Below are 26024 nucleotides of genomic sequence, written 5' to 3'. Positions count from 1 at the left end.
GGAGCACCCATGGGCATGATGAGGAAGCTGATCGCCTCGGGCGTCGCCGCGAAGGTCGTCCAGGAACTCCAGAAGCCGCAGAACCAGGCGAAGCTCAAGCAGTTCGTCCGCGACTTCCAGAACAAGAACAAGGGTGGCGGCACGCGACCGACCGGTCGCGGCTACTGATCCGCACCACCGACCGCGGCCCCCGTCCCCTCCCGGGACGGGGGCCGCGGTGCGTCCGGAGACGTGACGTGCGTGTCGACCGACGACCCATGGGGGCGCTGTGGACGATGAGGACGACTCCGTTCCGGCGTTCCCGTATTCCGGGACGGGACCGTGTCACGGTCACTGCGTCACGCCCGGAGGCGATGCGGCACGTCGTATGTGCAGCCATCCTCCGCCCCGGGCTCTCACCCTCGGGGGATGTCATGACCTACTCTCCGCCGCTCCCGCAGCAGCCCGCGCCGGCACCTATTCCGGCCAAGAAGCCCTTCTACAAGAAGGCTTGGTTCCTCGTCCTCGCGGTGATCGCCATCATCGCCATCGCCGTGCCCAAGGGTGGTGGCTCCGACAGCGACTCGACCTCCGACACCTCGGCCGCGGGCGCCTCCGTCGGCAGTGACCCGGCCGCTGGCGCGCCCGCCGGCAGCGGGGAGTCGACCGAGTCGTCGGCCGTCGGCATCGGTCAGCCGGCCGCGGACGGCGACTTCCAGTTCGTCGTCAACGGTGTCGACTGCTCGCAGACCCAGATCGGCGACCAGTACCTCAGCACGCAGGCGCAGGGGCAGTTCTGCATCGTCGACCTGACGATCAGCAACATCGGCAGCGAGGCGCAGAGCTTCTTCGGCGACAACGCCACGCTGTTCAACGCCCAGGGACAGAAGTTCAGCGCTGACACCGAGGCCACCTTCTACCTCGACAACGCCGACTCCCTCTACGAGGAGGTCAACCCCGGTAACACGCTGAACAGCAAGGTCGTCTTCGACGTCCCGGCCGGCATGGTCCCCAGCTCCATCGAACTGCACGACTCGGCCTTCTCCGGTGGCGTGGCCGTAGCCCTGCAGTAAGCAGCGCTTCCCACAGGGGGTCCCGCCGTTCGGCGGGACCCCCTGTGTCGTTCCCAGGTCGACCAGCCCATGAGGCGCGCGCCGGTCTGGGTGCATCGGTGAGCGGAGTGCGACCACCCGGGCGGCCCGCGGCAGGGTCCGCGCGACCGAGCCGACGGTCAGGACGCGGGCGTTGCCGAACTCCTGGGTCCCGGCGACCTCTTCTGGGCGATGCCGACTTGTGCGAGAGGTGCCGGGCGGGGCCCACTCCTGCGGACAACGGCTTCCTTGGCGGAACAGGTTGCCCGCACGGCGAGCAGGTCCGTTCGCATGCGCGGACCGGTGCCGTCCTCGCCGGGGGCACGGACGGAAGGCGGCACCGGCCCACGGACTGAAGAGGCGCCGGTCCGCTCCGCATGACGGGGGGACGGCGCGCCGGGTCCCGCGCCGGTCCGGGAACCCGCACCTGTGGGCGCCGAGGGCTCCGCGTCATGCACCGGCGCCCCGCGCGTCCGCACTCCCGCGCGGGGCCGGGGCGTCATCCCGGCCGCGGCAGCGCGTCGTCACGGGTGCCCGGGGGATCGAGGGAGGCCGGACGCGCTGATGACGACGAGCAGGACGAGGACGGACCGAGGGTCCGCGGGCGGGGTCTCCACACCACGGGGGCCGCAGGAGCGGCTCGAGCACGTGGAGGCACTCCGCCGCGCGGCGACCCACCTGGCGGCGGCGCAGCTCCTCGAGCGCCGCGCGCAGGCGGCCAACCCCGTGCTGGCCGGCCTGCTGCGCGAGCGCGCCCGCGAGCGCCGGCGCCGGGGTGAGCACATCCTCGCCGGGCTCGGGGTGCGCCTCGTCCGCGGGCGGCCGCCCGCGCGGCCCTGCTGAGCAGGAGGCGCGGTGAGACCGTGCGGCGTAGTTTTCGCCCATGGCCGCCGCGGGGCGGGCCGGCGCGCCCCGGGACCGGCCGTCGCCCGCCGAGATCACGGCGCTGATCCCCCTCGTCCGGAGGATCGTCGCCTCCCGGGTCCCGGACCCGGCGACCGCCGACGACCTGGTGCAGGAGACGCTGACCCGAGTGCTCGCCGCGTCGGGGCGCGTGGAGCCGGGGATGCTCGAGCCCTACGCCATCGTGACGGCCCGCAACGTCGTCGCCTCGCTCTGGCGGGACCAGGCCCGTCAGCGTCGCAACCAGCACCGGGTGGTCGACCTCCGGCCGCCGGAGGCGCCGGACGAGGACGTCCTCGCCCAGGAGGACCGCGAGGCGGTCGCCGAGGCCCTGACCCGGCTGACGGACCGGGAGCGCGCCACGCTGCTCGCCCACGAGGTCTCCGGGCAGGACACCCGGTCGCTGGCGGCGGAGCTGGGGTCCACGGCGGGCGCGGTGGCCGCCCAGCTCAACCGGACCCGCGCCCGGCTGCGGGTGGAGTACCTGCTCGCCGTCGAGCGGATCGAGCCGCCGACCGACCGGTGCCGGCCCGTGCTGCTGGCGATCTCCGGCGGCGACCGGCGCCGGCAGCGCGAGGTCGACGCCGCCCGGCACCTGCTCGAGTGCGACGTCTGCGCGCGGCTCAGCGAGCCGCTGGTGGGGCGGGGCCGGGCCCGCGAGGCCGACGTCCGCGTCCCCGTGCAGTCCGACGCCGACGTCGTCGCCGCCCGCTCGGCCGCCCGCGAGGTCGCGACCGGCGTCGGGTTCCCCTCGACCGACCTGACCGCGATAGCCACCGCGGTGTCCGAGGTGACCCGCAACATCGTCAAGTTCGCCGACGCCGGCGAGGTCGTGATCGAGGTCCTGGAGGAGCCGCGCCGGGGCATCCGCATCGTCGCGCGCGACGTCGGCCCCGGGATCCCCGACGTCGACCGGGCCCTGCACGACGGCTACAGCACCTACGACGGGCTCGGCCTGGGACTGCCGGGAGCGCGGCGGCTGATGGACGAGTTCGCGATCGTCTCCGAGGTGGGGCGCGGCACGACCGTGACGATGACGAAGTGGTGGGGAGAGCGATGACCGGCACGCGCGAGGACGGCCTGCGCAGGGGATCCCGGACCGAGCCGCCGCGGTCCCTGGACGGGGACCAGGAGGCCCTCCTCCCCGAGCTCGTGGCACACCTGCGCGAGCACCGCACCAAGCTCCGCGAGCAGTGGGTCTCCCGCATCCGGGAGGAGACCCTGCTGCAGGCCATGACCAGCCAGGAGATGTCGGCCGAGACCACCTCGGTCTACGACAACTACGTGGAGGTGCTGGAGACCGGCAGCGTGGCGGCGCTGCAGCAGTACGCCCGGGACCTCTCCGAGCGGATCATCCCCCGCGGCGTGGAGACCCACGAGGTCGTCGGCATCGTGCTGCTGCTGCGCGACGTGCTCGCCCGCTCGCTGTTCGAGAAGTACCAGCGCGACTTCGGCATGCTCAACCGGGTCCTGGACGCCTACGAGCCGGCCGCCAACCGCATCGCCAACACCGTCGCGGTCAGCTTCGTCGACGAGCGCGAGCGGGTCATCCGGCAGCAGCAGGACTCCATCCGGGAGCTGTCGACGCCGGTGCTGCCCGTCCGCGAGCGGCTGCTGATCCTGCCGATCATCGGGGTCCTCGACCGCGAGCGCGCCCGGCAGCTGACCGTGCAACTGCTCGGTGCCATCCGCACGCACCGCGCCAAGGTCGTCGTCATCGACATCACCGGCGTGCCCGGCATGGACGAGACGGTGGCCAACCATCTCGTGCAGACCGTCGACGCGTCCCGGCTGATGGGCGCCAGCGTGATCATCACCGGGCTGTCACCGGACATCGCCCAGACCCTGGTCACCATCGGCGTCGACCTCAGCAAGATGGCCACCATCGGCGACCTGCAGGGCGGCCTCGAGGAGGCCGAGCGGATGCTCGGCTACGCGACGGCACGCCCGGACGGGGCGCCGGCGCCATGACCACAGGTGCGACGACCTCGGGTGCGACGACCTCCGGCCCGCGGCTGTTCTCCATCCTGCGGCAGGGCAGCATCCTGATCGCCTCCATCCACACCGCCCTGGACGACTCGCAGCTGGAGCGGTTCCGGGAGGACCTGGTCGACCGGATCGGCCGCGACCGTGCCAAGGGCGTGATCATCGACGTCGCGGCGCTGGACGTCGTCGACTCCTTCGCCACCCGCACCCTGCGCGGCATCGCCGACATGGCCCGGCTGCGGGGCGCGCGGACGGTCGTCGTCGGCATCCAGCCCGACGTCGCGTTCGTCATCGTCCAGCTCGGCATGGACACCGGGTCCCTGGTGACGGCGCTGGACCTGGAGGAGGGACTGACCCACCTCGCCGCCACGGCCGGCGCGTCGATCGGCCCGGCCCGGTGACCACCATCGCCGACCTGCACCGCGACCACCGGGCGGCCCTCCTCCGCCACCTCGGCCGCCGCGAGGAGTCGGCGCTCGAGGCCGGCTACCAGCTGGGCCGCGCCGCGCTCGCCGCGGACATCAGCCTGCTGGAGGTGGTCCGCGTGCACCACGACGTCCTCCTCGAGGTGCTGCGCGACACCCCCGCCGACGAGGTCCCCGCCGTGGCCCAGGCGGCGTCGGACTTCCTGCTCGAGCTCGTCGCCAGCTACGACATGTCGCAGCGCCGCTCCCCGGGCGGGCGGGGGCGCCCCGCGTAGCTCAGGGCAGGCCGGCCTGCGGGACGTCGACCTCGGTGGCCAGCAGCACCGCCTCGCGCACCGGCGCGCGGTTGTGCTCGTAGAAGTCCGGCGCGGCGCACATCAGCAGCGTGCGGCCGTCGTCGCCGCCGAGCATGCAGGCGTACACGCCGAGGCCCTCGGGCGCGGCGACGGCGTCGACGATCTCACCGCCCTCGGCCACCCGCACGACCCGCCCGCCGACGGCGTCGGCCGCCCAGATGCAGCCGTCGGCGTCCAGTGCGCAGCCGTCCGGGGCGACGGCGAGCTGGCCGAGCACCTCCTCGGTGGTCGCCCCCGTCACCTCCTGCCCGAGCGACGCCCACACGCGGCGGTTGGTCAGCGACCCGTCGGGCGCGAGGTCGAAGGCGGTGTAGCGGTTGCCGAGGGTCTCGCCGACGACGAGCGTGCCGCCGTCCGGCGTGATGACGGCGCCGTTGGGGAACTGCAGCCCGTCGGCGGCCACCGACACGCTGCCGTCGGGGTCGATCCGCTTGAGCGACGCGGTGGCGACGGCGCCGCCGCCCATGAGGTCGTAGCCGAAGTCGCCCGCGAACACGTGCCCGGTCGCGTCGACGACGAGGTCGTTGAGGTGCCCGCCGCAGTGCTCCGACAGGTCGGCGTACGTCGACAGCGACGACCCGTCCCAGCGCAGGACCTCGTGGGTCTTCATCGACACGACGACCAGCGAGCCGTCCGGCAGCCAGCCCATGCCCGAGGGCTGCCCGGGCACCTCGAACTGCACGGTCTCCTGCCCGTCGGCACTCACCCGGCTGACCGTGTGCCGGTAGAAGTCCGACACCCACCACGTGCCGTCGCGCCAGCGCGGGCCCTCGAAGAACCCGCCGCCGGGGAGGACCGTCCTGACCGTCCGCTCTGCCATGGCGCGGACCCTAGGACCTCGCGGCGGCCGGCGCTGCCGGCTGCGGGCGGTTGGCCTGGAACAGCGGCTCTATGAGCTCCCAGCCGTTCTCCGGGGTGCCGGGCAGCGTCCGGCCCTCGTCGGCCACCCGCTGCAGCACGCGCTCGCACGCGGCCTCGGCCTGCCGGGTGAGCGCGCGCAGGTCGTGGTCGACGAGCACCCCGTCCCGCTTGACCACCCGGCCGTCCACCAGGACCGTCCGGACGTCGGCGACCGTCGTCTGGAAGACCAGTGAGCCGACGACGTCGGGCCGCGGCGCCATCTCGAACGACGGCCCGCCGACCAACACGAGGTCGGCGCGCTTGCCCGGGGTGAGCGAGCCGATCCGGTCGCCCATGCCCATCGCGTCGGCGGCGTTGACCGTCGTCCAGGTGAGCGCGTCGCGGGCAGTGGCGACCATCGTCTCGGGCATCCGGCCGGCCAGGTTGTCCGCGTGCGTGGCGTCCCAGCGGTCGAAGCCGAGGCCGAAGCGCATCTGGTGCCACAGGTCGCCGCTGTTGAGCGAGATGACGTCGGCCGACAGCGTCGGCGCCAGCCCGTGCCGGCGGCACCGCTCGAACACCGGCCGGCCCATGCCCATGTTGAGCTCGGTCTCCACCGAGATCGACACCTTGCCGCCGCTGCGGGCCAGCGCCGTCCACTCCTCGTCGTCGAGGGCGTTGCAGTGCACGTGCACGATGTCGGGGCCGAGCAGGCCGGCGGCGTCGAGCTCGCGGATGCCGCCGGTCACGCAGCTGCCCCACACGCAGCCGGTGTGGTTGACGATCAGCGCGCCGTACTCGCGGGCCAGGGTCAGCTCGTCGACCGTCTGCTGCCACGGCTGGCCGAACACCTCGCTCAGCGAGACGCCGAGGGTGACCAGCCCGTCGGGGCCCGGGAAGTGCTGCTCGGCCAGCCGGGCGAAGTCGCGGACCCGGTCGGCGTGCGTGCCGAACCGCGGCTCGGCGGGGCGGCTCTCGAAGAAGCCGTGGCAGTGCGCCGCGCGGACGCCGGACTCGCGGATCCCGGTCACCGCGGCGTCGGAGTGGTCGGGGGTGTTGTTGGTGTGCGAGAAGTCCAGCAGCGTCGTCACCCCGGCGTCGAGGGCGTCGGCGCCGCCGACGAGCTGGCCGAGCCGCACGTCCTCGGGCGCCATCGCCGGGGAGATCGCCAGCCGGATGCCGAAGTAGTAGTCGCCGAGCGTCCAGTCGGCGCAGATGCCGCGGACGATCGACTGCCAGGTGTGCCGGTGGGTGTCGACCAGCCCGGGCAGGACGACGTGCCCGGTCGCGTCGACCACCTCCGCGTCGCCGGCCGGGACCGACGGGGCGACGGCGACGATGGCGCCGTCCTCGACCAGCACGTCCCCGACCGGCAGGTCGCCGATCGCGGGGTCCATCGAGACGACGTGCCCGCCGGTGACGAGGGTGCGCTGCTGGGCCATGACCGGGACCTCCGCGACGTCGGGAGCCGGCCTCGGTGGCGGCTCTCCGGGTGAGCACGGCCACTCCACCACCGGGCGGCGGGCCGGATCATCCGCGCGATCGGCAACGATCCGGTCAGCCCGCGACCGCCGTGGCCGCCTCCCGGAAAGCCGCCACCGCCGGGCGCCGGTCGGCCGCCCGGGTGACGACGGCGACCTCCACCGGCGGGGCGTCGAGCGGGACGAACCGGACGTCGGGCCGCGGGAAGAACCGCGCCGCCGCGGCGCCGTGCAGGCCGAGCAGGCCGGTGGTCGCCACCGCCGCCGGGATCGCGGCCGGGTGGCGGACCGCCGCGCCGGAGCCGCCGACGCCGGCCGGGCCGATCCACTCGCGGGAGCGCGGGTGCGGCGCGGACAGCCGCAACCACGGCTCGTCCGCGACGTCCTCGCGGGTGAGCAGGGGAGCGTCGGCCAGGGGCGAGTCCGTGGGCGCCACGACCACCGTGGGCGTGGTCAGCACCGTCCGGAAGTCCAGCCCGTCGACGCCGCCGAAGTGCTGCACCAGGCCGACGTCGAGGTCGCCGCGGCGGACGGCGTCGTACTGGTCGTCCATGTCCAGCTCGGCGTGCACCAGCCGCGTCCCGGGCGCGGCCGCGGTGACGACGTCGCGCAGCGCGGGCCAGCGGTCGGCGACGCCGAAGCCGAGGACGCCGACCCGCAGCACGCCGTCACTCCCGTCGCGGGCGGTGGCGACCTCGGGCAGCCGGTCGAGCGCGGCGAGCACCGTGCGGGCGTGGGCGACCACCCGCTGCCCGGCGGGCGTGAGCGCCACCCGCCGGCTGGTGCGGTCGAACAGCCGGGCGCCGAGGTCGCGCTCGAGCCGCTGCACCCGCCGGGAGAACGCGCCGGCGTCCAGGAAGTGCCGCTGCGCCGACCGGCCGAAGTGCAGCTCCTCGGCCAGGGTGAGGACGCAGCGCAGCGACTCGACGTCCACGCGCCGACTGTCCTCCCCGGCCGCCCCGCGGGGAAGGGTCCGGCGAGCTCGTGCTCTGCTCACAGGTGTGGGCAGAGCACGACGGCCGGCTAGTCGCCCTTGACGTTCACCACCTGGCGCAGCGTGTGCCGCACCTCCACCAGGTCGGCGGCGTCGGCCATGACGACGTCGATGGACTTGTACGCATCGGGGTGCTCGTCGAGGAAGGCGTCCGAGCGGCCCCAGGCGATGCCCTGCATGCGCCGGTCGAGGTCGGCCCGGCTGAACCGCCTGCGCGCGGCCGACCGGGAGAACGCCCGCCCGGCACCGTGCGGCGCCGAGTGCAGCGACGCGGCGTCGCCCTTGCCGACGACGACGTAGGACGCGGCGCCCATCGAGCCCGGGATGAGCCCCCACTGGCCGGAGCGCGCGGAGATCGCCCCCTTGCGGGACAGCCAGACCTCGCGGCCGTCGTGCGTCTCCCGCTCGGTGTAGTTGTGGTGGCACTGGACGACCTGCGCCCGGTGCACCTCCTCGCCCATGAACCGCGAGACCTGGTCGGCGACCCGGTCCATCATCTCCTCGCGGTTGAGCGCGGCGAACCGCTGCGCCCAGCGCAGCGCCTCGACGTAGGCGTCGAACTCCGGCTCGCCCTCCTCGAGGAAGGCGAGGTCGCGGTCGGGCACCTCGACGCCGCGCGCCCGGGTGCGCTCCTGCGCGATCCGGATGTGCTCGGACGCGAGCTTGTTGCCCACGCCGCGCGAGCCCGAGTGCAGGAACAGCCACACCCGGTCGGCCTCGTCGAGGGAGACCTCGATGAAGTGGTTGCCCGAGCCCAGCGAGCCCAGCTGCTGCGGCCAGTTCGGCGCCACGCCGTCGGCCTGCGCCGCGCCCGGCAGGCCGCGCAGCTCCTCGACCCGCGCGGCCGCCGTCTCGCGCACCTTCTTGTTGGAGCGACCGGCCGACAGCGGGATCGCCCGCGCGATCTGCTCGTGCAGCACGGGCAGGTCCCGGCCGCGGACGTCGTCGCCGGTGAACTGGGTGCGGACGGCCATCATCCCGCAGCCGATGTCCACCCCGACCGCGGCGGGGATGATCGCGCCGTCGGTGGGGATGACCGAGCCGACGGTCGCGCCGAGGCCCAGGTGGGCGTCGGGCATGAGCGCCAGGTGCGGGTGGATGAACGGGAGCGATGCGGTGCGCTCGGCCTGCTCGCGGGTCGAGTCCTCGAGGATCGACGCCCAGCTGAGCAGGCGCTCGCTGATCTTCTCCATGGTCCTTTCGTCTCTCCAGGCGGCGGCAGGAACGGCCATTCCTGCCGGTGGGGCCGGAGCAGTACACGCGCCCGGCCCGCGCGACGCGACCGCATTACCCGTTCGGGAACAGGTGGGGGTCCCGCGGCACCCGGCCGTAGTCTCGGCACCTCTGCAGTCCCCGTGCCCACCCTGGCGCGGCCCTCGCGCCCCGGTGCCCCGTCCACCGATCGAGGGGAACCACGATGACCACCACGCTCACCGCCGTCGAGTTGGCCGAGCAGTACCTGCGGGGGTGGAACGAGCACGACGGCGAGGCGGTCGCCGCGCTGTTCGCCGACGGCGGGACCTACGTCGACCCGACGCTGCCCGAGCCACTGCCCAAGGCCGCGCTCGCCGGCTACGTCACGGCCTTGGTCGCGGCCTTCCCCGATCTCGTCTTCGTCATGGAGGACGTCGTCGGCGAGGGCTCCCGGGCCTACGTTCGGTGGCGCTTGCAGGGCACGAACAGCGGGCCGATGCCGGGCCTGCCGGAGCCGACCGGAGGCTCGTGCGACCTGCCCGGCATCGACGTGGTCGAGGTCGGCGCGGACGGCATCACGAGCGTCGTCGGCTTCCTCGACCAGAAGACCTTCCTCGAGCAGCTGGGGCTGCGGATGGACGTCGTCCCGGGGTGAGCCGCACCTGAGGACGTCCCGGCCCGGTGGCCGCGGCGGTACGGGAGCCCTGGCGTGCCGTTTCCGTTCCGCGGGCCACGGGCAGCCCCGGTGCGACCGCCGGACACCAGCAGTGAGGACGAGGACATGCAGGTCGGACTGAAGCTCGCCACCGAGGCATTCCCGCCCGAGGAGGTCGTCCGGCAGACGGTCCGGGCCGAGGAGGCGGGCTTCGACTTCGTCGAGCTCAGCGACCACTACCACCCGTGGCTGGAGGCCCAGGGCCACAGTGGGTTCACCTGGTCGATGCTCGGCGCCATGGCCGCGAGGACCGAGCGGATCGGCCTGGTCACCGGCGTGACCTGCCCGATCATCCGGTACCACCCGGCGGTCGTCGCCCAGGCCGCGGCGACGGTGCAGATCCTCTCCGGCGGCCGCTTCACCCTCGGCATCGGCTCCGGTGAGCGGCTCAACGAGCACGTCGTCGGCACCGGCTGGCCGGCCGTGCACGTGCGGCACGCGATGCTGCGTGAGGCGCTGCAGATCATCCGGCAGCTGTGGCAGGGCGGCTACCAGACCTTCGAGGGGAAGTACCTCCAGCTCGAGGACGCCCGCGTCTTCGACCTGCCCGAGCAGCTGCCGGTCATCGCCGTGGCCAGCGGCGGGCACAACGCCTCGGAGCTGGCCGCGGAGTTCGGTGACGGCCTGTTCGCCACGGAGCCGCGCGAGGACCTCGTCAGCGCCTTCCACGACGCCGGCGGCTCCGGCCCGCTGTACGCCGAGGTGCCGATGGCGTGGGCAGCCGACGAGGAGTCCGCCGTGCAGGCCGCGCTGGAGACCAGCCGCTGGGCGGTCACCGGCTGGAAGGTGATGAGCGAGCTGCCCAACCCGGTCAACTTCGACGCCGCCAGCGCGACGGTGAGGGCCGACGACATCCGGGAGCAGTTCTCCTGCGGGCCGGACGCCGAGAAGCACCTGCAGCAGGTGCAGCCCTACGTCGACGCCGGGTTCGACCACATCGTGCTGCAGAACGCCGGGCCGGACCCCGACGGCTTCATCGACGCCTGCGCCGGCGGGCTCATCGAGCGGGTGAAGGCGCTCAAGGCGTCCTGACCCCGTCGTCCCTGCCGGGTTCCGCAACGGAGCTGCCAGCACGCGCGGACGGGTGGGGGGAGGTCACGGACAGCGGCACACTCCCCGTCCGTGACCGTCTCCCTGCCCGCGCTGCCCGACACCGCCGCCTGCCGCCTCGCCCGCGAGGTGGTGCAGGAGTTCAGCTCCCCGGCCCTGGTGAACCACTGCCTGCGCTCCTACCTGTGGGCCGCCGACCACGCGGCCCGCCACGGCATCGACGTCGACGCCGAGCTGCTGTTCGTCTCGGCGATGGTCCACGACCTCGGCCTGACGCCGGTCTTCGACAGCGCGACCGTGCCGTTCGAGGAGGCCGGTGGCGCGGTCGGCTGGGTGTTCGCCGCCGGCGCGGGCTGGCCGGCCGGGCGCCGGCGGCGGGTCGCGGAGGTCGTCGTCGCGCACATGGCCCCGGAGGTCGACGTCGACGCCGATCCGGAGGGGCACCTGCTGGAGCTGGCCACCGGCCTGGACATCTCCGGGCGCGACCCGGACGCCTGGCCCGCGGACCTGCGCGCCGAGGTCCTCGCCCGGTACCCGCGGCTGGGCCTCATCGACGAGTTCGTCGCCTGCTTCACCGACCAGGCCCGCCGCAAGCCCGACTCCCTCGCCGGCCGGTTCACGGCCGCCGGCTTCGCCGCCCGGGCGCAGGCCAACCCGCTGGACGCCTGAGGCGTCAGCTGCGGTCGAGCAGGCGCAGCGACGGGCGGCTGGTCAGCCGCTTCTCCAGGCGGACGGTGTGCCGGCCGTCGGGGTCACGGCGGAAGTCCAGCCGGTCGACCAGCGCCTGCATGAGCGTGAGCCCCGCGCCGCGCTCGCCGTCGGGGCCCGGTCGGGCGGCGGCCTCGTCGAGGTCGAAGCCGGTGCCGTCGTCGACCACGGTGATCCGGCACAGGCCGCGGTCGATCTCCACCGACACCTGGTACCCACCGTGGTCCCCGGCGTGCTGGACGACGTTCGCGCAGGCCTCGGTGAGTGCCAGCGTCGTCTCGTCGACGACCGTGCGCTCCACGCGCAGGTGCTCGAGCGCCTGCCGGCACAGGCCCCGGACGAAGGGGACGCTGCCGACGTCGACGGGCAGGCGGACGGTGAACGAGATGTCCATGCCGGGCCCCTCCCCATGACGTGGCGTTACTCTCCCCGGGTCAGAACCGAGTACCGAGGGAGCCCGATCGTGCAGTTCGCCGTCGACCGCGTGGCGGTGCACGGCCGACCCGCGCTGAGGGTACGCGGCGAGCTGGACATCGCGACGGTGGTGCAACTCGCCTCGTGCGTCGCGGTCGAGCTGTCCGCGTCGCCCCGTGCGCTGGTCGTCGACCTGACCGAGACGACGTTCATGGACTCCTCCGGCGCCCGCCAGCTCGCGCGCACCGCGCGGGACGCCGCGGCCGCCGGCACCGCGCTGCAGGTGGTCTGCCCGCGGTCGAACGCGCCGGTCCGGCTGGTCATCGACCTGCTGGAGCTGGAGCGCCTGGTGCCCGTGGTCGAGTCGGCGACCCTGAGCGACGGCGAGGTCGGGTCGTAGGGGCGGCCGCCGTGCCGCAGCCCACGATCGACGAGGAGGCCCTCGCCCGGTGCGCCGAGGAGCCGATCGCGGTCCCCGGCGCGATCCAGCCGCACGGCGCGCTGCTCGCCGTCACCGAGCCCGGCCTCGCCGTCGTCGTCGCCTCGGCCAACGCCGCCGAGGTCCTCGGGACCGACCCCACCGGCGCCACCCTGGCCGACCTGCTGACCCCCGCCGAGCTCGACCGGCTGCGCGCGGCGCTGGCCGCCGACCTCGCCGAGGCCGAGCCGCTGCGGGTGGCGCCCGGCGGCACCGAGCTGGAGCTGGTCCTCTCCCGCAGCGGCGGCCTGCTGGTCACCGAGTGGGAGCCGGTGGCCGGCGCCGGGCAGGCGGCCGCGGCCTGGCACCGGCGGCTGCCCACCGTGCTGCAGCGGCTGTCGGCGCCCACGACGCTCGAGGGGCTGACCGCCGTGCTGGCCCGCGAGGTCCGCGCGCTGACCGGCTTCGACCGGGTGATGGTCTACCGCTTCGACACCGAGTGGAACGGCGAGGTGGTCGCCGAGGACCGGCGCCCGGACCTCGAGCCGTTCCTCGGCCTGCACTACCCGGCCGCCGACATCCCCGCCCAGGCCCGCGCGCTGTACGCCGCCTCCTGGATGCGTCTCATCCCCGACGCCACGTACACGCCGGTGCCGCTGGAGCCGCCACTGGTGCCGGGCACCGGCCGCCCACTGGACCTCTCCGGCGCGATGCTGCGCAGCGTCTCCCCGGTGCACCTGGAGTACCTGGCCAACATGGGCGTCACCGCGTCGATGTCGGTGTCGCTGATCGACCGCGGCCGGCTGTGGGGCCTCGTCGCCTGCCACGGCTACAGCGGGGCCCACCGCCCGTCGGCCGCCGACCGCACCGCCGCGGAGTTCCTCGGCCGCACCGCCTCGCTGCTGCTGCACACCACCGTCGGGGCCGCCGAGCGCGACGGGATGGTCGCCGTCGCGCAGCGCGAGGCCGAGCTGGTGGCCGCGATCGGGCGCACGCCGCGCACGCCCGCGGCCGCGCTGGTCGACGGCGACCTCACCGTGCTCGACCTGCTGCCCGCCGCCGGGGCCGCGGTGCGCCTGGACGGCCGGCTGCACCTGCTCGGCAGCACGCCGCCGGCCGAGCGGGTGGCCGCCGTCGTCCCCGCGGTGCTGCGGGCCGGCGGTGCCACCGACCGGCTGACCCTGGCGCTGCCCGGCTTCGACGACGTCGCCGACGACGCCAGCGGCGTGCTCGCCGTCGAGGTCGGCGGCGGGCGCGGCGACTTCCTCGCCTGGTTCCGCCCCGAGACGCCGCGCGAGGTCAGCTGGGGCGGGGACCCGCGCACCTCGAAGGTCACCGACGGGCGGCTGTCGCCCCGGCGGTCGTTCGCCCGCTGGACCGAGACCGTCCGCGGCACCGCCCGCCCGTGGCGGGAGCACGAGGTGGGCGCCGCCCGCGCGCTGGCCGGCCACCTCGGCGCGGCGGTGCTCGCCCGCGCCGGCGAGGACGACCGGCTGTCGGCCGCGCTGCAGCGGACCCTGCTGCTCGAGGAGCTGCCCGCGGTGCCCGGCGTCGCGCTCGGCGCCCGGTACCGGCCGAGCGAGGCCGACGTCGTGGGCGGCGACTGGTACGACCTCGTGCCGCTGCCCAGCGGCCGGCTGGCCGTGGTGCTCGGCGACGCCGCCGGGCACGGGCTGACCGCCGCCTCGGTCACCGCCCAGCTGCGGCACGCCCTGCGCGCGGCGTTGCTGCGCGACGAGGGCCCCGGCGCGGCGCTGGCCGAGCTCAACCGGCTGGTGGCCGCGCTGCTGCCGGGGGAGATGGCCACCGCCGTCGTCGTTCAGCTGGACCCGGTGACCGGCGAGCTGGCGCTGGCCAGCGCCGGGCACCTGCCGGCCGTGCACGGCGGCGACGGCACCGCGCGGCTGGTCACCGACGGGCGCGGACCCGCGCTGGGGCTGCTCGACGTCGCCGACTACCCGCAGGCGGAGCTGCGCCTGGACGCCGGCGACCGCCTGCTGCTCTACAGCGACGGCCTGGTCGAGCGGCGCGACCGGCCGCTGCCCGAGGGGCTGGAGACGGTGCGCGCGGTGGTGGCCGGGGCGCCCGGCGGGCCGCAGGAGGTCGTGGACGCGGTGGTCGACGCGCTCGACCCGGCCGGCGCCGACGACGTCACCGTGGTCGGGCTGGCGCGCGTCTGAGCCTCAACCCAGCGTGCCGCCGCGGACGAGGTAGCGGTACGCCGGCGAGTCGGGGTCGAGGTGCTGGATGCGCAGCGGGCTCGCCGCGGTCCGGTCCAGCAGGCCCGGCAGGCTCGCGGCGCTGCCGAGCTCGATGCCGGTGAGCGCGGCGCCGGTCTCGCGGTTGTCCCGCTTGACGTACTCGAACAGCACGATGTCGTCGTCGGGGCCGAGCACGTCGTCGAGGAAGCGGCGCAGCGCACCGGGCTCCTGCGGGAACTCGACGAGGAAGTAGTGCTTGAGCCCCTGGTGCACCAGCGAGCGCTCGACGACCTCGGCGTAGCGGCTGACGTCGTTGTTGCCGCCCGAGAGCAGGCAGACCACGGTCGAGCCCGGCTCCACCCGCACGGTGCCGCCGGTGAGCGCCGCGGTGGCCAGCGCCCCGGCGGGCTCGGCGATGATCCCGTCGACCTGGTACAGCTCGAGCATCTCGGTGCAGATCTGGCCCTCCGGCACGGCCAGCACCTCGGCGCCGGAGTCGCGCACCAGCGGCAGGGTGACCGCGCCGGCCCGCCGCACCGCGGCGCCGTCGACGAACGTGTCGATCACCGGCAGCTCGACCGGGTGCCCCGCGGCCAGCGCCGCGGCCATGCTCGCCGCGCCGGCGGGCTCCACGCCGACCAGCCGGGTGCCGGGGCTCGCCTGCGCCAGCCAGGTGCCGCACCCCGCCAGCAGCCCGCCGCCGCCCACCGGCAGCACGACGACGTCGGGGGTGCGCCCGCCGAGCTGGTCGAGCACCTCGACGGCCACGGTGGCCTGCCCGACGACGACCGGCCAGGCGTCGAACGCGGGCACGAGCGTGGCCCCGCTGGTGCGGGCGTGGGCCGCCGCGGCGGCCGCGGCGTCGTCGTAGGTGTCGCCGGTGACGACGAGGTCGACCACGTCCCCGCCGAGCGCCCGGATGCGGGCGCGCTTCTGCCGCGGCGTCGTCCCGGGCACGACGACCGCCCCGCGCACGCCGAGCGCCCGGCACGCGTACGCGACGCCCTGGCCGTGGTTGCCGGCGCTGGCGCAGACCACCCCGGCGGCGCGGGCGGCGTCGTCCAGGCGGCTGATCGTGTTGTAGGCGCCGCGGACCTTGTAGGAGCGGCCGACCTGCAGGTCCTCGCGCTTGAGCCAGACGTCGGCGCCGGTGAGGTCGGACAGCCGCTGGTTGCGCTGCAGCGGCGTGCGCTCGGCGACTCCCGCGAGCCGGCCGACGGCGTCGCGCACGTCGGCGGCGAAGTCGGGGGTGCCCACGGCTCCCCAGTCTCCCCGAGCGGCAGGAATGGCCATCTCCGCCGCCGTCAGGCGGTGAGCCGGCCGTCGTCGCCGACGGTGACCCGGCCGGCGGCGGTGACCCGCGCCAGCGCCGCGGCCAGCAGCGGGGCCAGCGACGGCGTGCGGCGGCGGTAGCCGAACACCTCGGCCGTGCGCAGGAACAGCTCCTCCTGCGTCAGCGGCCCGCCGGCGCGGCACAGGGCGACCATCGCGTTGCCGACCTCCTGCACCGGCACCTGCTCCAGCGGGCGGACGGTGCTCGCGGACTGGCGGCGGAAGGCCGTCCAGGTCTCCCGGTCCAGGGTCTCGGGCCACACCACCTCGCCGTCGACGGCCCCCTCGGGCAGCAGGGCCAGCAGCGCGTCGCGCCGGGCCTCGGTCACCCGGGTGAGCCCGAAGGCGCCGGCGGCCAGGCGGACCAGGCGGTCGCGGTGCACCGGTCCCTCCGCCTTGAGCCCGGCGGCCAGCACCCGCTTCACCAGGCGGGCGTTGCGCGGGTCGGCGAGGGCGTCGAGGGCCTTGCGGTCACCGGCGGGCTTGGGCGCCCACGGGCGGAAGCGCCGCTCCTCGACCGGGTCCTCGCCCGGGTCCTCGGTCAGGTCGGGGACGACGGTCAGCGGGACCGGTGTCACCGGCGTCGTCACCACCGGGGCGTCGACGGGCTGGTGGTGGGGCACCGGCAGCGCGGTGACGGCGGCCGACACCATCGACCGCAGCGTCGGCAGCACCTGCCTCGCCGGCTCCTCGACGGGCACCTCGACAGGCTCCTCGACGAGTACGGGGAGCCCGGCCACGACGGCCGGTGCGGGCGCCGGGGGAGCGGGCTCGGCCGCCGCGGCCACCGCGGCGGTCAGGCGGTCGAGCACGGCGTCGCGGTCGCGCAGCCACGACGGCAGCCACACCCGCTCCACCACCGGCCAGCCGAGCATCCCGGACAGCACCTCGACCGGCAGGCCGTCGCGGTCGCCGACGGTGCGCCGCCGCGCCCACTCGGGACCGTCGAGCAGCACGGCCATCACCGGCGTCCCCGGGTCGTCGGCGCGGGCCACGGACAGGTCGACGCGGAACTCCGAGAGGCCGACGTCGGTGCGCACCGCCAGGCCGCGGGAGCGCAGCGCCTCGGCGATCTCCTCGCGGTGCCGGTCGGGCACGCCGGGGCGCCGCGCCTCGCGCGGCAGCGCGTCGGTGCCGAGCGCGGCCAGGTCGAGGTAGGCGCGCAGGTGCTTGATGCCCAGCGACGACGTCTGCTCGGCCCGCAGTGCCGACGGGTCGAAGGAGGAGAAGACGACGACCTGGCGGCGGGCGCGGGTGATCGCCACGTTCAGCCGCCGCTCGCCGCCCACCCGGTTCAGCGGGCCGAAGTTCAGCGGCAGCACACCCCGGTCGTCGGCGCTGAAGCCGGTGGAGAACAGCACCACGTCGCGCTCGTCGCCCTGCACGTTCTCCAGGTTCTTGACGAACAGCCCCTCGCCGTCGGTGCGGTCCAGCGCCTCGGCCAGCCGCTCGTCGCCGGCGTCGCGCAGCAGCGACTCGATGTAGGCCCGCTGCTGGGCGTTGAACGTGACCACGCCGATCGAGGGCACCGCTGTGGGATCCCCGCCCGCAACCGCGTCGAAGCGGCGGCGGACCTCCGCGACGACGGCCTTGGCCTCCAGCGGGTTGGTGCGCAGCAGCCGGCCGGCGCCGGAGCGGTGGAAGGTGCCCTGCACCCGCACCAGCGAGATGCCGCGGCCGTCGACGTCGCCCGAGGGCCGCCCGTGCGTGGGCGCCGGGAACGACGACAGCCGGTTCTCGTAGTAGTGCGCGTTGCTGAAGGCGATCAGCGACTCGTCCTGGCTGCGGTAGTGCCACGACAGCCAGTGCCGCGGCACCCGCGCCTGCACGCACTCGCTGAGGATCGACTCCTCGTCCTCGACGGCGGTGCCCAGCAGTTCGGCGAGCTCGTCGTCCACGGCGGTGGCCGGCTCGGCGAAGGACGTCGGCGGCATCTGCTCGCTGTCGCCGACCACCACGGCGGCCCTCGCCCGGCCCAGCGCGCCGACGGCGTCGGCCACGCGGATCTGCGAGGCCTCGTCGAACACGACCAGGTCGAACTGGCCGGCCTTGGCGGGGAAGAAGCGCGCCACCGAGTCGGGGCTGACCAGCACGCACGGCATGACCGCGGTGACCAGGTCGCCGTACTCCGCCAGCAGCGCGCGCACGCTCAGGCCCTTGCGGGAGCGGCCCAGCTCGCGCTGCAGGGCGCCCAGCCGGTCCCCGTCCTCCCCGCCGTCGTCCCCGCCGTCGTCCCCGCCGGCGTCCTCGAGCCGGCGGCCGGCCAGCACGGCGGCGGGCAGCGCGGCGGTCAGGTGGCGGCGCACCGCCCGGGAGGCGGCGGTGAAGCGGGCGATCGCCCGGCCGTGCGCGGCCTCGTCGAAGCCGTCCAGGCCGGTGGCCGCCCGGCGCTCGGCCGACGAGGTCGCGGCCAGGCCGTGCTCGAAGGCGCGCGGTGCGTCCTCGGCCGGAAGCCGCCCGGACACCAGCGCGGCGCGGGCCTCGGCCAGCCCGGCGGCGCGCAGCGGCTCGAGGGTGTCGAGGAACTCCGCCCAGCGGCGCAGCGAGATCAGCCCGCCGTGCTCGACGCCGCGCTCGGGCCGGGTCAGCGCCCAGCGCAGCACCACGCCGTCGCCGCCGCACCAGGCGGCCAGCGCGGCCGGGGTGCTGCGGCAGACCGACAGCAGCTCGTCGAGGCCGTCGCGCAGGCGGGCGACGGCCGCGGCGGCGCCGGCGTCCGGCCCGGGCCCGGCGACCACGTAGCGGCGCAGCGCCACGGCGAACTCGCGCGCGCTGTCCACGACCGTGCCGGCGCGGCGCAGCCAGGCCACCTGCCCGTCGAGCAGCGTCGGGTGCAGCAGCGGGTTCCAGCCCTCGGGCACCGACAGGCCCGGGATGACCGAGGCGCGGGCGGCGAGCGCGGCGGCGGCGGTCTGCAGCCGCCACAGCGAGGCGGTGAGCTCCGGGACGTCGCGCAGCTTGACCGGCACACCCGGGCGCAGCACCGGCGCCAGCTGCGCCCGCACCGCGCGCAGCCCCTGCCGGCGGGTCCACCAGCGGGCGGCCTGCGCGGTCTGGGCGGCGACGTAGAGGTCGGCCAGCGGCAGCGCGAGCGCCTCCGGGGTGGCCAGCTCCAGGCCCGGGTGCACGGTCGAGGCGAAGGCGGCCACCTCGCCGAGCACCGTCGTCGTCGCGGTCCTCCAGCGCTCGGTGGGCACCTCGTCGAGGACGTCGAGGCCCACGGCGGGACCGGACAGCAGGTGGGCGAGGTCGTCGAGGTCGCCGGGGGTGCGCACCTCCCGCAGCGCCCGCGCGAGGTGCTCCTCGGCCGGCAGCGCGCGCATCGCGGCGTCGACCTCGGCGGTCACCCGCTGGGCGGCGGGCAGGTCCACCCGGGAGGTGTCGACGAACGCCCACGGGTGCCGCAGGGAGGGGCGGACGAGGTCGGCGACGTCGGGCAGCAGCGCCAGCGCCCGCCGCACCCCGGCCAGCGTGGCGGCGGGCGCGGCGGCGGCGAAGGCCTGCGGCACCGGCAGCTGCGGGACGTCGTCGGCGAGGGCGAGCTGCGCGGTCCGCGCCGAGTAGTAGGACAGGCCCGCGGCGTTCAGGGCGTGCAGCCGGTCGGCGTAGCGGGCCAGCGACCGCCGGGCGGCCCGCAGGTCGTCGCCGTCGGCGGCCAGGCCCTGCTCGTCGACGGCGACCGCGTGGTCCAGCGCCGCGCGCACCCGCGCGCGCACCTCGGCGGCGCGGGCGCCGCGATCGTGCAGGTCGAGGGCGAACGGGCCCATGCCCACCGCCTCGAGCCGCCGGGCGACGACGTCGAGCGCGGCCCGCTTCTCGGCCACGAACAAGACCCGCTTGCCGTCGGCGACCGCGCGGGTGAGCAGGTTGGTGATGGTCTGCGACTTGCCGGTGCCGGGCGGGCCCTCGAGCACGAACGTGCGGCCGGCGACGCCCTCGGCCACCGCGCGCAGCTGCGAGGCGTCGGCCGGGACGGGGCAGCGGGCCGCCAGCTCGTCGAGGTCGACCTCGGCGGCCGCGGCCGGCACCGGGTCGGTGAAGGAGCCGGTCGGGGCGTGCACGAGGTGGGACACCAGCGGGTTGGCGGTGAGCTCGGCCCAGTGCTCGTCGAGGTCGCGCCACAGCCGGTACTTGGCGAACTGCAGGACGGCGAGGTCGGCGGTGGCCTCGACGCGGAAGGGCAGCCCGGCGTCGGCCAGCGCCTGGCGCACGACGGTGAGGGCGGTGTCGACGTCGGTGCTCTCGCCGTCCGTGCCCGCCGTCGTCAGGCCCGGGACGGTCAGCCCGTGCACCTGGCGCAGCTTCTCCAGCAGGCACCAGTTGGGGCTGACGGCGGCGGCGTCGTCGGCGGTCAGGCGGTAGCCGCCGGTGCGGCCGGCGGGGGAGAGGACGACGGGCAGCAGCACCAGCGGCGAGCGCAGCGGCCGGCCGTCGAGCTCCCAGGCGAGGCTGCCGATCGCGACGTAGAGGTTGTTGGCGCCGGTCTCCTCGCGGACGGTGCGGGCGCGGTGCGCCAGGCCGCGCAGCCGGGGCAGGTAGCCGCCCTCGGTGACGTCGGCGTGCACCGACCGCCGGTCGACCAGCGTCTCGCCGAGCAGCCCGACCGGCAGCTCGCGAGCCGAGCGCAGGCCGCGCTCGACGTGGACGGCGGCCAGCCGGTCGCTGGGCAGCAGGGAGACGGCGACGTCGCCGGTGAGCTGCTCGGCGAGGGAGGCGAGGTAGGCGTCGGGGACGACCAGCGGCAGGCCGGCGCCCTCGGTGTAGTTGATCAGCCGGTTGCGCAGGCTCAGGTCGAGCAGGCTGTTCTTCCACTGCTGCACGCGCGGCGGCACGCCGGGGCGGCTGCCGGGGACCGGGGCGGCGTGCCGGCCGGCCGGGCGGACGGCGGGGTCGTGGTCGGCGGGGCGGTACTCGATGACCTGCACCGAGCCGTCCGGGCCGCGGGTGCGGGCGGGCAGCGGCAGGATGCCGTCGCGGCGGGCGCGGTGGACGTCGGTCACGCCGACCACCCGCTCCAGCCCACCGGGCAGCCAGGCGTCGTAGGCGGCGCGGTGCAGCCGCTCGGCGTCGGGCTCCTCGGCGGCCCGGCTGGTCAGCAGCGTCGTCTCCACCAGCCGCACGAGGCCGAGGTCGACCAGGTTGACCATCGGCGCGACGTCGGTGGTGGCCGCGCTCTCGGCGCTGCGCTCCTCGCGCCAGTAGCCGAGGAAGGAGTGCCCCTCCGCCACCCACAGCAGCGGCCGGACGCCGGCGGCCTCGAGCGCGGCGGCCAGCACGACGACGGTGTCCAGGCAGGTGCCCACCCGCCCGTCGAGGACGTCGCCGGGGGTGCGCACCTTCTGGCCGATGTCGGCCCAGCTGGCCGGGGGCTCGCTGTAGCGGATGCGGCGGGCGCGCACGGCGTCGGCGATCGCCGCGACGATCTGGTCGACCCGCTCGGGACCGGCCTGGTAGCCCTGCACCGACGGGTCGTCGGTGCGCTCCTCGAGCAGCGCGGCGGCCTCGGCCAGCAGCGCGGTCACCGCGGGGTGGTTGGGCAGGACGTGCGCGGCGAGCATCTCCAGCGCCAGCGGCACGGGGGTGGCCAGCCACTGGCTGGCGGCCAGCACCTGCACCGGGAGGGCGGTGCCGGCCACGTCCACGCCGTCGACGGCGATGTCGATCTCGATGGAGCCGGGCCGCTGCTCCTCGATCTGCAGCATCGCGGCGGGGTCCATGACCAGGCCGACGTCGCTGAGCACGGTCGTGGCGCCGGCGTCGAGGTCGACGAGGAGCTCGACCGGGCTGCCGATCGGGCCCTCGGCGTCCTGCACGCCGAGGCGCACGGTGGCGCCGCGGACGGCCGCGCCGTGGTTGGTGAACGCCAGCCGCGACACCACCGGGACGCGGTTGTGCGCGAGGGCGTAGGAGAGCACCGGCGTGCCGGTGGCCGAGATCGCCACGGCCGCCCGGACACCGTCGTGCGGATGCGGGCGGGTGTCCGTGGTGCTCATGGCGCCCTGTCTACCGGTCCGGACGGACCGGTCCGGTCATCCCGGTGGAGCGTCTGGGGCGGGTGTGACGGGAGCGCCGAGACGTTGCCGGGCGGGTCCGCGGGGGCGGGTCGCTGGCCGGGACGGGGCCCTCCGCGTGCGTACGTTCGCCCCGATGCGCACCGCTCCCGAGCCGCTTCCCGACGGGCTCCCGGCCGACGGGCTCGACACCGAGCGGCTGCCCGTCCGGTCGCGGCACCGGGCCGCGCGGGCGGGGGCCCGCCGCCGGCTGTGGGTCCTGGGAGCGCTCGTGCTGCTGCTCGCCGTCGGCGGTCTCGCGGTGCTGGTCGCGCCCGCGGTCCGGGTTCCCGGAGGCGGTGCCGCGCCGGCCATGCCGCCCGCGGTGGGGACGACCGACCCGGTGGCACGGCCGGCGTCCCCGGACCCCTCTCCGTCCCCGCGGCCGTCCCTGCCGTCCCCCCAGCCGTCCCCGGAGCCGGTCCCGGCGACCGTCGCGCCCGAGCCGGTGGCCGAGGTGCCGGTCGCCGTCCCGCCGGCGGCGCCGTCGTCTCCGCCGGCAGCGGTGCCGTCCCCGCCGGCGCCGGAGCCCGGTCCGGCGTGCGACGAGCGTCCCGGCCGCGGACACGGCCGCGGGCACGGCGACGGGGAGCGGCACTGCCCGTGACAGGCTGACCCGGTGCCGAGGCGGAGCGCGGGCGTGTTGCTCTACCGGCGCGCACCCGGCCTGCAGGTGCTGCTCGGGCACATGGGCGGGCCGTTCTGGGCGAGGAAGGACGACGGCGCCTGGTCGGTGCCGAAGGGCGAGTACGGCGACGGCGAGGACCCGCTCGCGGTCGCGCACCGGGAGTTCGAGGAGGAGCTCGGCAGCCCCGTGCCGGCGACGTCGCTCGTGCCCCTGGGCGAGCTGCGCGCGAGCGGCAAGGTGCTCACCCTGTGGGCCGCGGAGGGCGACCTCGACGCGGCCGCCACCGTGAGCAACACCTTCTCCCTCGAGTGGCCGCCGCGGTCGGGGCGGGTGCAGGAGTTCCCCGAGATCGACCGGACCGCCTGGCTCGGCCTCGAGGAAGCACGGGTCAAGCTCGTGAAGGGCCAGGTCCCGTTCCTCGACCGCCTGGTCGCCCTCCTCGGCGCCTGACCGATCGCCCGCTGTCGACCTGCTGTCGTCCCAGGATTCGAGACGACGACGACGAGTCGACGTCCGGCGCCGATTGGTCGGCCGTCGACTCCCAGGTGTTCGGCGACCCCAGCAGGTGACCACTCGGCGGCGTAGAGGACGCCGCCGGCCGAGGTCCTCCCGCCCGTCCTCGCGGCGATCGGGGGAACGCGGTGGGTCGATCGGGTGACGTCCCGTCGCACGGGTGCGCCGGGTCTCGCGCCGCGCCGCCGGTGCTGTCACCCTCGGCGGCCACCGACCTCGGGAGGTCCCCGTGAGCACTCCGCACCGCTGTTCCGGCCAGCCCTGTGCCTGCACCCCCACGTCCCGTCCCGTGGCGACGACGGTGGTGCGCCGCCGTCCGCGGTGGTCGGCCGGGCCCGCGCAGATGACGGATCGCTGACGAGACGTCACACCCGTCCCATCCGCGGCGGCGACGTCGCGGGTGGGTGACAGGGTCTGCCTCCCGAGTCCCCCCGGACTCCCGAGCGAGGAGATCCCGCGTGCCGTGTGAGACCTGCGCCGCCCAGACCCACCCGGGCCCGGTCTGCGCCCGCTGTGCCGCGCTGGCGCAGCTGACCCAGCCGGTGCTGCGGCTGGAGACCCGGCGCCGGCCGCCGGTGCCCCCGGCGGTGCCGCGGGGCTGAGGCCGGTCGCCGTGTCGGCCCGTCGAGGAGTCGACGGGGCGACACGGCGTGACCGACCTCACCGCTAGCAAAGCGCTTGCAGGAGTTAGCAGACGCGGCATGCGGGGCACTCACGAGTCGACAGGTCATCCCCGATCTCTGGAGTCCCCACCGTGACCGACACCACCCACGCCAAGATCGTCAACCAGCTCCGCGCGCTCGTGCTGCTCACCCAGACCGAGGAGCAGGTCGCCCGCACCCGCGTCTCCCAGGCCCGGACCGACGCCGTCCGCCGCGAGCTGACGCAGAACGCCGACAACGCCATGGAGCGCACGCGCCTCATCACCGCCGAGCTCCGCGAGCTCGGTGGCGTGCCCGACGTCGTGACCCCGGCCGTCGGCCGGCTCGCCGCCGTCCTCAAGGCCACCTTCGAGCAGGCCGAGCCGCTCGAGGAGGCCCTGCTGCAGGACCTCACGCTCGGGCACCAGCTGCTCGACCGCGCCACCTACCTGAAGGTCCTGGGCCAGCGGGCCGGGATCACCAAGGTCGAGCGCCTCGCCGAGGGCCTCATCCGTGCGCACGAGGCCACCGTCGAGTGGCTGACCGTCGTCCTGGCCGAGGAGGCGCTGGGCGGCCCCGCCGCGCTGCAGCCCACCCCGTTCCAGACGGTCGCCGGCGTCGCCGCGCGTGCCGCCAACGCCCCGTACCGCTTCGTCGCCAACCGGGTGAACGAGGCGCTGGACACCGCCCAGCAGCGTCGCCAGCGGGTCGGCGAGGAGTTCGGCCAGGTCGCCGACCGCGCCAGCACCCTCACCGACGCCGTCCGGGAGACCCTCACCGTCGGCCGCAGCGCCGCCCTGCGCCGGGCGGAGCGCATCGCCCGCCGCGAGGGCAACCGTGAGGCCGCCGACACGGCGAAGGCCGCCCGCGAGGAGCTCGGCGACGTCTCCGCCGACGAGCTGCCGATCAAGGGCTTCGACTCGCTGTCGACGGCGGACGCCGCCAAGGCCGCCAAGGCCCTGCGCAAGCCGCACGACATCCGCGTGATCATCCGCTACGAGGAGACCCACAAGAACCGGGCGAGCGTCATCAGCGCCGCTCAGGTCGCCCTCGCCGAGGTGGCCAAGGAGGCCGTGGGCGTCGACAGCTGACGTCCACCACTCTCCGGAAGGCCCGCACCCCCACGGGGTGCGGGCCTTCCGCGTGCCGGGGAGATCCCCGTCGCAACCGGTCGCCACCGTCCGTGACCTCGGGGAAGGTGGAGACATGCAGATCACCCCCGAGGCCCTGGAGCAGGAGTTCTCCCTCCAGACCGCCGCCACCCGCCTGGACTTCCTGAGCCGGCGGGACTCCGGGGCGACGACCCTCAACACCGTCGCCGACCGCAACGACGACGACTGGAGCTCGCTGCTGGACGGTGGCACCTCCCTCGACGTGCCCGAGTCCCTGGAGCTCCTCGCACTCGGCGAGGTCATCGCCCGCAAGGCCCACGACAGCCAGCTGGTCGGCTTCCGCGCCGCCCTGCGCGGTGGAGCGAGCTGGGAGCAGATCGCCACCGCGCTCGACGTGACGCCGGAGGAGGCGTGGGCCGCCTTCCACCGCGCGCTCGAGCGGCAGGAGCGCACGGCCGTCCTCACGCCCGACGAGGCGGCCTCGGCCCGCGAGCTCGCCGGCGCCCGCCCCGGCGCCTAGCTCTCCGATCCCTCGGGCCCGGCCGCCGCGGCGGCCGGGCCCTCTCCGTTCAGCGGACCTCGACGCCCCGCCAGAAGGCGACCCGGTCGGTGATCTCCTTCGCCGCGTCCTTCGGCTGCGGGTAGTACCAGACGGCGTCGGGGTTGGTCCGCCCGTCGACCTCGAGCGAGAAGTAGGACGCCTCGCCCTTCCAGGGGCAGGTGGTGTGCGTCGACGACGGGCGCAGGACGTCCTCGCGCACCGACGCGCGCGGGAAGTAGGCGTTGCCCTCGACGGTGACGATGTCGTCGGACTCGGCGATGACGGTGCCGTTCCAGGTGGCTGTGGTCATGCCCCGATCGTCCTCTCCCGTGACGCCGCACGGCACCCCGTCGTGTGCGATCCGGATGCACACCACAGGCGTACCGCCGGGAGTGCTGGGCATGTGTCGGAGGGAGCAAGACGCGCTCGCCACCCCGTCGACCCGAGGAGCC

General features: G+C 75.6%; 25 protein-coding genes. 17 read left to right on the top strand and 8 right to left on the bottom strand.

The genetic code is table 11. The annotated features are described in order from the left end of the window. Positions 1-9 precede the first annotated feature (9 nt). The 7 genes from HLV61_RS05190 to HLV61_RS05160 all read left to right on the top strand — a co-directional run bounded on the left by HLV61_RS05190 (position 10) and on the right by HLV61_RS05160 (position 4659). On the top strand, positions 10-168 hold the full coding sequence (locus HLV61_RS05190; RefSeq protein ID WP_369253321.1) for a hypothetical protein: 159 nt from the start codon (positions 10-12) through the stop codon (positions 166-168). 245 nt (positions 169-413) lie between these two features. After that, positions 414-1052 carry a DUF4352 domain-containing protein gene (locus tag HLV61_RS05185; RefSeq protein WP_369253320.1) on the top strand — a complete coding sequence of 213 codons (639 nt, stop codon included), beginning with the start codon at positions 414-416 and terminating at the stop codon, positions 1050-1052. Between the two features lie 666 nt (positions 1053-1718). Continuing rightward, positions 1719-1913, top strand: a complete 195-nt coding sequence (locus tag HLV61_RS05180; RefSeq protein WP_369253319.1) for a hypothetical protein — start codon at positions 1719-1721, stop codon at positions 1911-1913. Positions 1914-1953: 40 nt separating this feature from the next. After that, on the top strand, positions 1954-3033 hold the full coding sequence (locus HLV61_RS05175; protein ID WP_369253318.1) for a sigma-70 family RNA polymerase sigma factor: 1080 nt from the start codon (positions 1954-1956) through the stop codon (positions 3031-3033). Next, positions 3030-3944 (top strand): STAS domain-containing protein, encoded by a 915-nt coding sequence (locus HLV61_RS05170; RefSeq protein ID WP_369253317.1) that lies wholly within the window; start codon positions 3030-3032, stop codon positions 3942-3944. Before HLV61_RS05175 ends, HLV61_RS05170 begins: the two co-directional genes overlap by 4 nt. Beyond that, on the top strand, positions 3941-4360 hold the full coding sequence (locus HLV61_RS05165) for an STAS domain-containing protein (RefSeq protein WP_369253316.1): 420 nt from the start codon (positions 3941-3943) through the stop codon (positions 4358-4360). Before HLV61_RS05170 ends, HLV61_RS05165 begins: the two co-directional genes overlap by 4 nt. Further along, positions 4357-4659, top strand: coding sequence for a phosphatase RsbU N-terminal domain-containing protein (locus HLV61_RS05160; protein ID WP_369253315.1), 303 nt, complete (start codon positions 4357-4359; stop codon positions 4657-4659). Before HLV61_RS05165 ends, HLV61_RS05160 begins: the two co-directional genes overlap by 4 nt. 1 nt (position 4660) lies before the next feature. Here HLV61_RS05160 and HLV61_RS05155 read toward each other — a convergent pair whose 3' ends face one another. The 4 genes from HLV61_RS05155 to HLV61_RS05140 form a co-directional block, all read right to left on the bottom strand. Further along, positions 4661-5560: an SMP-30/gluconolactonase/LRE family protein gene (locus HLV61_RS05155; protein WP_369253314.1), complete on the bottom strand. Its 900-nt coding sequence runs from the start codon at positions 5558-5560 to the stop codon at positions 4661-4663. A gap of 10 nt (positions 5561-5570) precedes the next feature. Continuing rightward, entirely contained in the window at positions 5571-7022 is a 1452-nt protein-coding gene (locus HLV61_RS05150) for an amidohydrolase family protein (RefSeq protein WP_369253313.1), read from the bottom strand. Between the two features lie 115 nt (positions 7023-7137). Further along, complete coding sequence (locus HLV61_RS05145; RefSeq protein ID WP_369253312.1) at positions 7138-7995, bottom strand: LysR family transcriptional regulator; 858 nt, start codon at positions 7993-7995, stop codon at positions 7138-7140. An 89-nt stretch (positions 7996-8084) separates the two neighbouring features. Beyond that, the gene (locus tag HLV61_RS05140; protein WP_369253311.1) at positions 8085-9248 is read right to left on the bottom strand and encodes an RtcB family protein; all 1164 of its coding nucleotides are present in this window, start codon (positions 9246-9248) and stop codon (positions 8085-8087) included. Positions 9249-9472: 224 nt separating this feature from the next. On the opposite strand from HLV61_RS05140, the gene HLV61_RS05135 reads away from it, so the two are divergent. From HLV61_RS05135 to HLV61_RS05125, 3 genes are all read left to right on the top strand, one after another. Continuing rightward, complete coding sequence (locus tag HLV61_RS05135; protein WP_369253310.1) at positions 9473-9904, top strand: ester cyclase; 432 nt, start codon at positions 9473-9475, stop codon at positions 9902-9904. Between the two features lie 126 nt (positions 9905-10030). Beyond that, complete coding sequence (locus tag HLV61_RS05130) at positions 10031-10996, top strand: TIGR03557 family F420-dependent LLM class oxidoreductase (protein ID WP_369253309.1); 966 nt, start codon at positions 10031-10033, stop codon at positions 10994-10996. A gap of 90 nt (positions 10997-11086) precedes the next feature. Next, positions 11087-11683: an HD domain-containing protein gene (locus HLV61_RS05125; protein ID WP_369253308.1), complete on the top strand. Its 597-nt coding sequence runs from the start codon at positions 11087-11089 to the stop codon at positions 11681-11683. Between the two features lie 4 nt (positions 11684-11687). Here the strand turns inward: HLV61_RS05125 and HLV61_RS05120 are convergent, their stop codons facing one another. Then, positions 11688-12116, bottom strand: a complete 429-nt coding sequence (locus HLV61_RS05120; RefSeq protein WP_369253307.1) for an ATP-binding protein — start codon at positions 12114-12116, stop codon at positions 11688-11690. Positions 12117-12185: 69 nt separating this feature from the next. Here HLV61_RS05120 and HLV61_RS05115 point away from each other — a divergent pair, with 69 nt between their 5' ends. Continuing rightward, positions 12186-12536, top strand: a complete 351-nt coding sequence (locus tag HLV61_RS05115) for an STAS domain-containing protein (protein WP_369253306.1) — start codon at positions 12186-12188, stop codon at positions 12534-12536. A gap of 11 nt (positions 12537-12547) precedes the next feature. Beyond that, the gene (locus HLV61_RS05110) at positions 12548-14734 is read left to right on the top strand and encodes a SpoIIE family protein phosphatase (RefSeq protein WP_369253305.1); all 2187 of its coding nucleotides are present in this window, start codon (positions 12548-12550) and stop codon (positions 14732-14734) included. A gap of 3 nt (positions 14735-14737) precedes the next feature. On the opposite strand, the gene ilvA is transcribed toward HLV61_RS05110, so the two are convergent. Both ilvA and HLV61_RS05100 read right to left on the bottom strand, forming a co-directional pair. After that, complete coding sequence (ilvA, locus tag HLV61_RS05105; RefSeq protein WP_369253304.1) at positions 14738-16012, bottom strand: threonine ammonia-lyase IlvA; 1275 nt, start codon at positions 16010-16012, stop codon at positions 14738-14740. Between the two features lie 47 nt (positions 16013-16059). Further along, positions 16060-22080: a DUF4011 domain-containing protein gene (locus HLV61_RS05100; RefSeq protein ID WP_369253303.1), complete on the bottom strand. Its 6021-nt coding sequence runs from the start codon at positions 22078-22080 to the stop codon at positions 16060-16062. A gap of 154 nt (positions 22081-22234) precedes the next feature. Here HLV61_RS05100 and HLV61_RS05095 point away from each other — a divergent pair, with 154 nt between their 5' ends. From HLV61_RS05095 to HLV61_RS05075, 5 genes are all read left to right on the top strand, one after another. Further along, on the top strand, positions 22235-22744 hold the full coding sequence (locus HLV61_RS05095; protein WP_369253302.1) for a hypothetical protein: 510 nt from the start codon (positions 22235-22237) through the stop codon (positions 22742-22744). 12 nt (positions 22745-22756) lie between these two features. Continuing rightward, positions 22757-23215: an NUDIX domain-containing protein gene (locus tag HLV61_RS05090; RefSeq protein ID WP_369253301.1), complete on the top strand. Its 459-nt coding sequence runs from the start codon at positions 22757-22759 to the stop codon at positions 23213-23215. 521 nt (positions 23216-23736) lie between these two features. After that, positions 23737-23880, top strand: coding sequence for a hypothetical protein (locus HLV61_RS05085; RefSeq protein WP_369253300.1), 144 nt, complete (start codon positions 23737-23739; stop codon positions 23878-23880). A gap of 152 nt (positions 23881-24032) precedes the next feature. After that, positions 24033-25010 carry a ferritin-like domain-containing protein gene (locus HLV61_RS05080; protein WP_369253299.1) on the top strand — a complete coding sequence of 326 codons (978 nt, stop codon included), beginning with the start codon at positions 24033-24035 and terminating at the stop codon, positions 25008-25010. A gap of 115 nt (positions 25011-25125) precedes the next feature. Then, positions 25126-25551 carry a hypothetical protein gene (locus tag HLV61_RS05075; RefSeq protein WP_369253298.1) on the top strand — a complete coding sequence of 142 codons (426 nt, stop codon included), beginning with the start codon at positions 25126-25128 and terminating at the stop codon, positions 25549-25551. 49 nt (positions 25552-25600) lie between these two features. On the opposite strand, the gene HLV61_RS05070 is transcribed toward HLV61_RS05075, so the two are convergent. Next, complete coding sequence (locus HLV61_RS05070; protein WP_369253297.1) at positions 25601-25882, bottom strand: DUF427 domain-containing protein; 282 nt, start codon at positions 25880-25882, stop codon at positions 25601-25603. Between the last annotated feature and the right edge of the window lie 142 nt (positions 25883-26024).

The sequence above is a fragment of the Geodermatophilus amargosae genome (assembly GCF_041028265.1).
In the GTDB taxonomy this organism is placed as follows: Bacteria; Actinomycetota; Actinomycetes; order Mycobacteriales; family Geodermatophilaceae; genus Geodermatophilus; species Geodermatophilus amargosae_A.
This window is presented reverse-complemented; position numbering and strand designations above follow the sequence as displayed.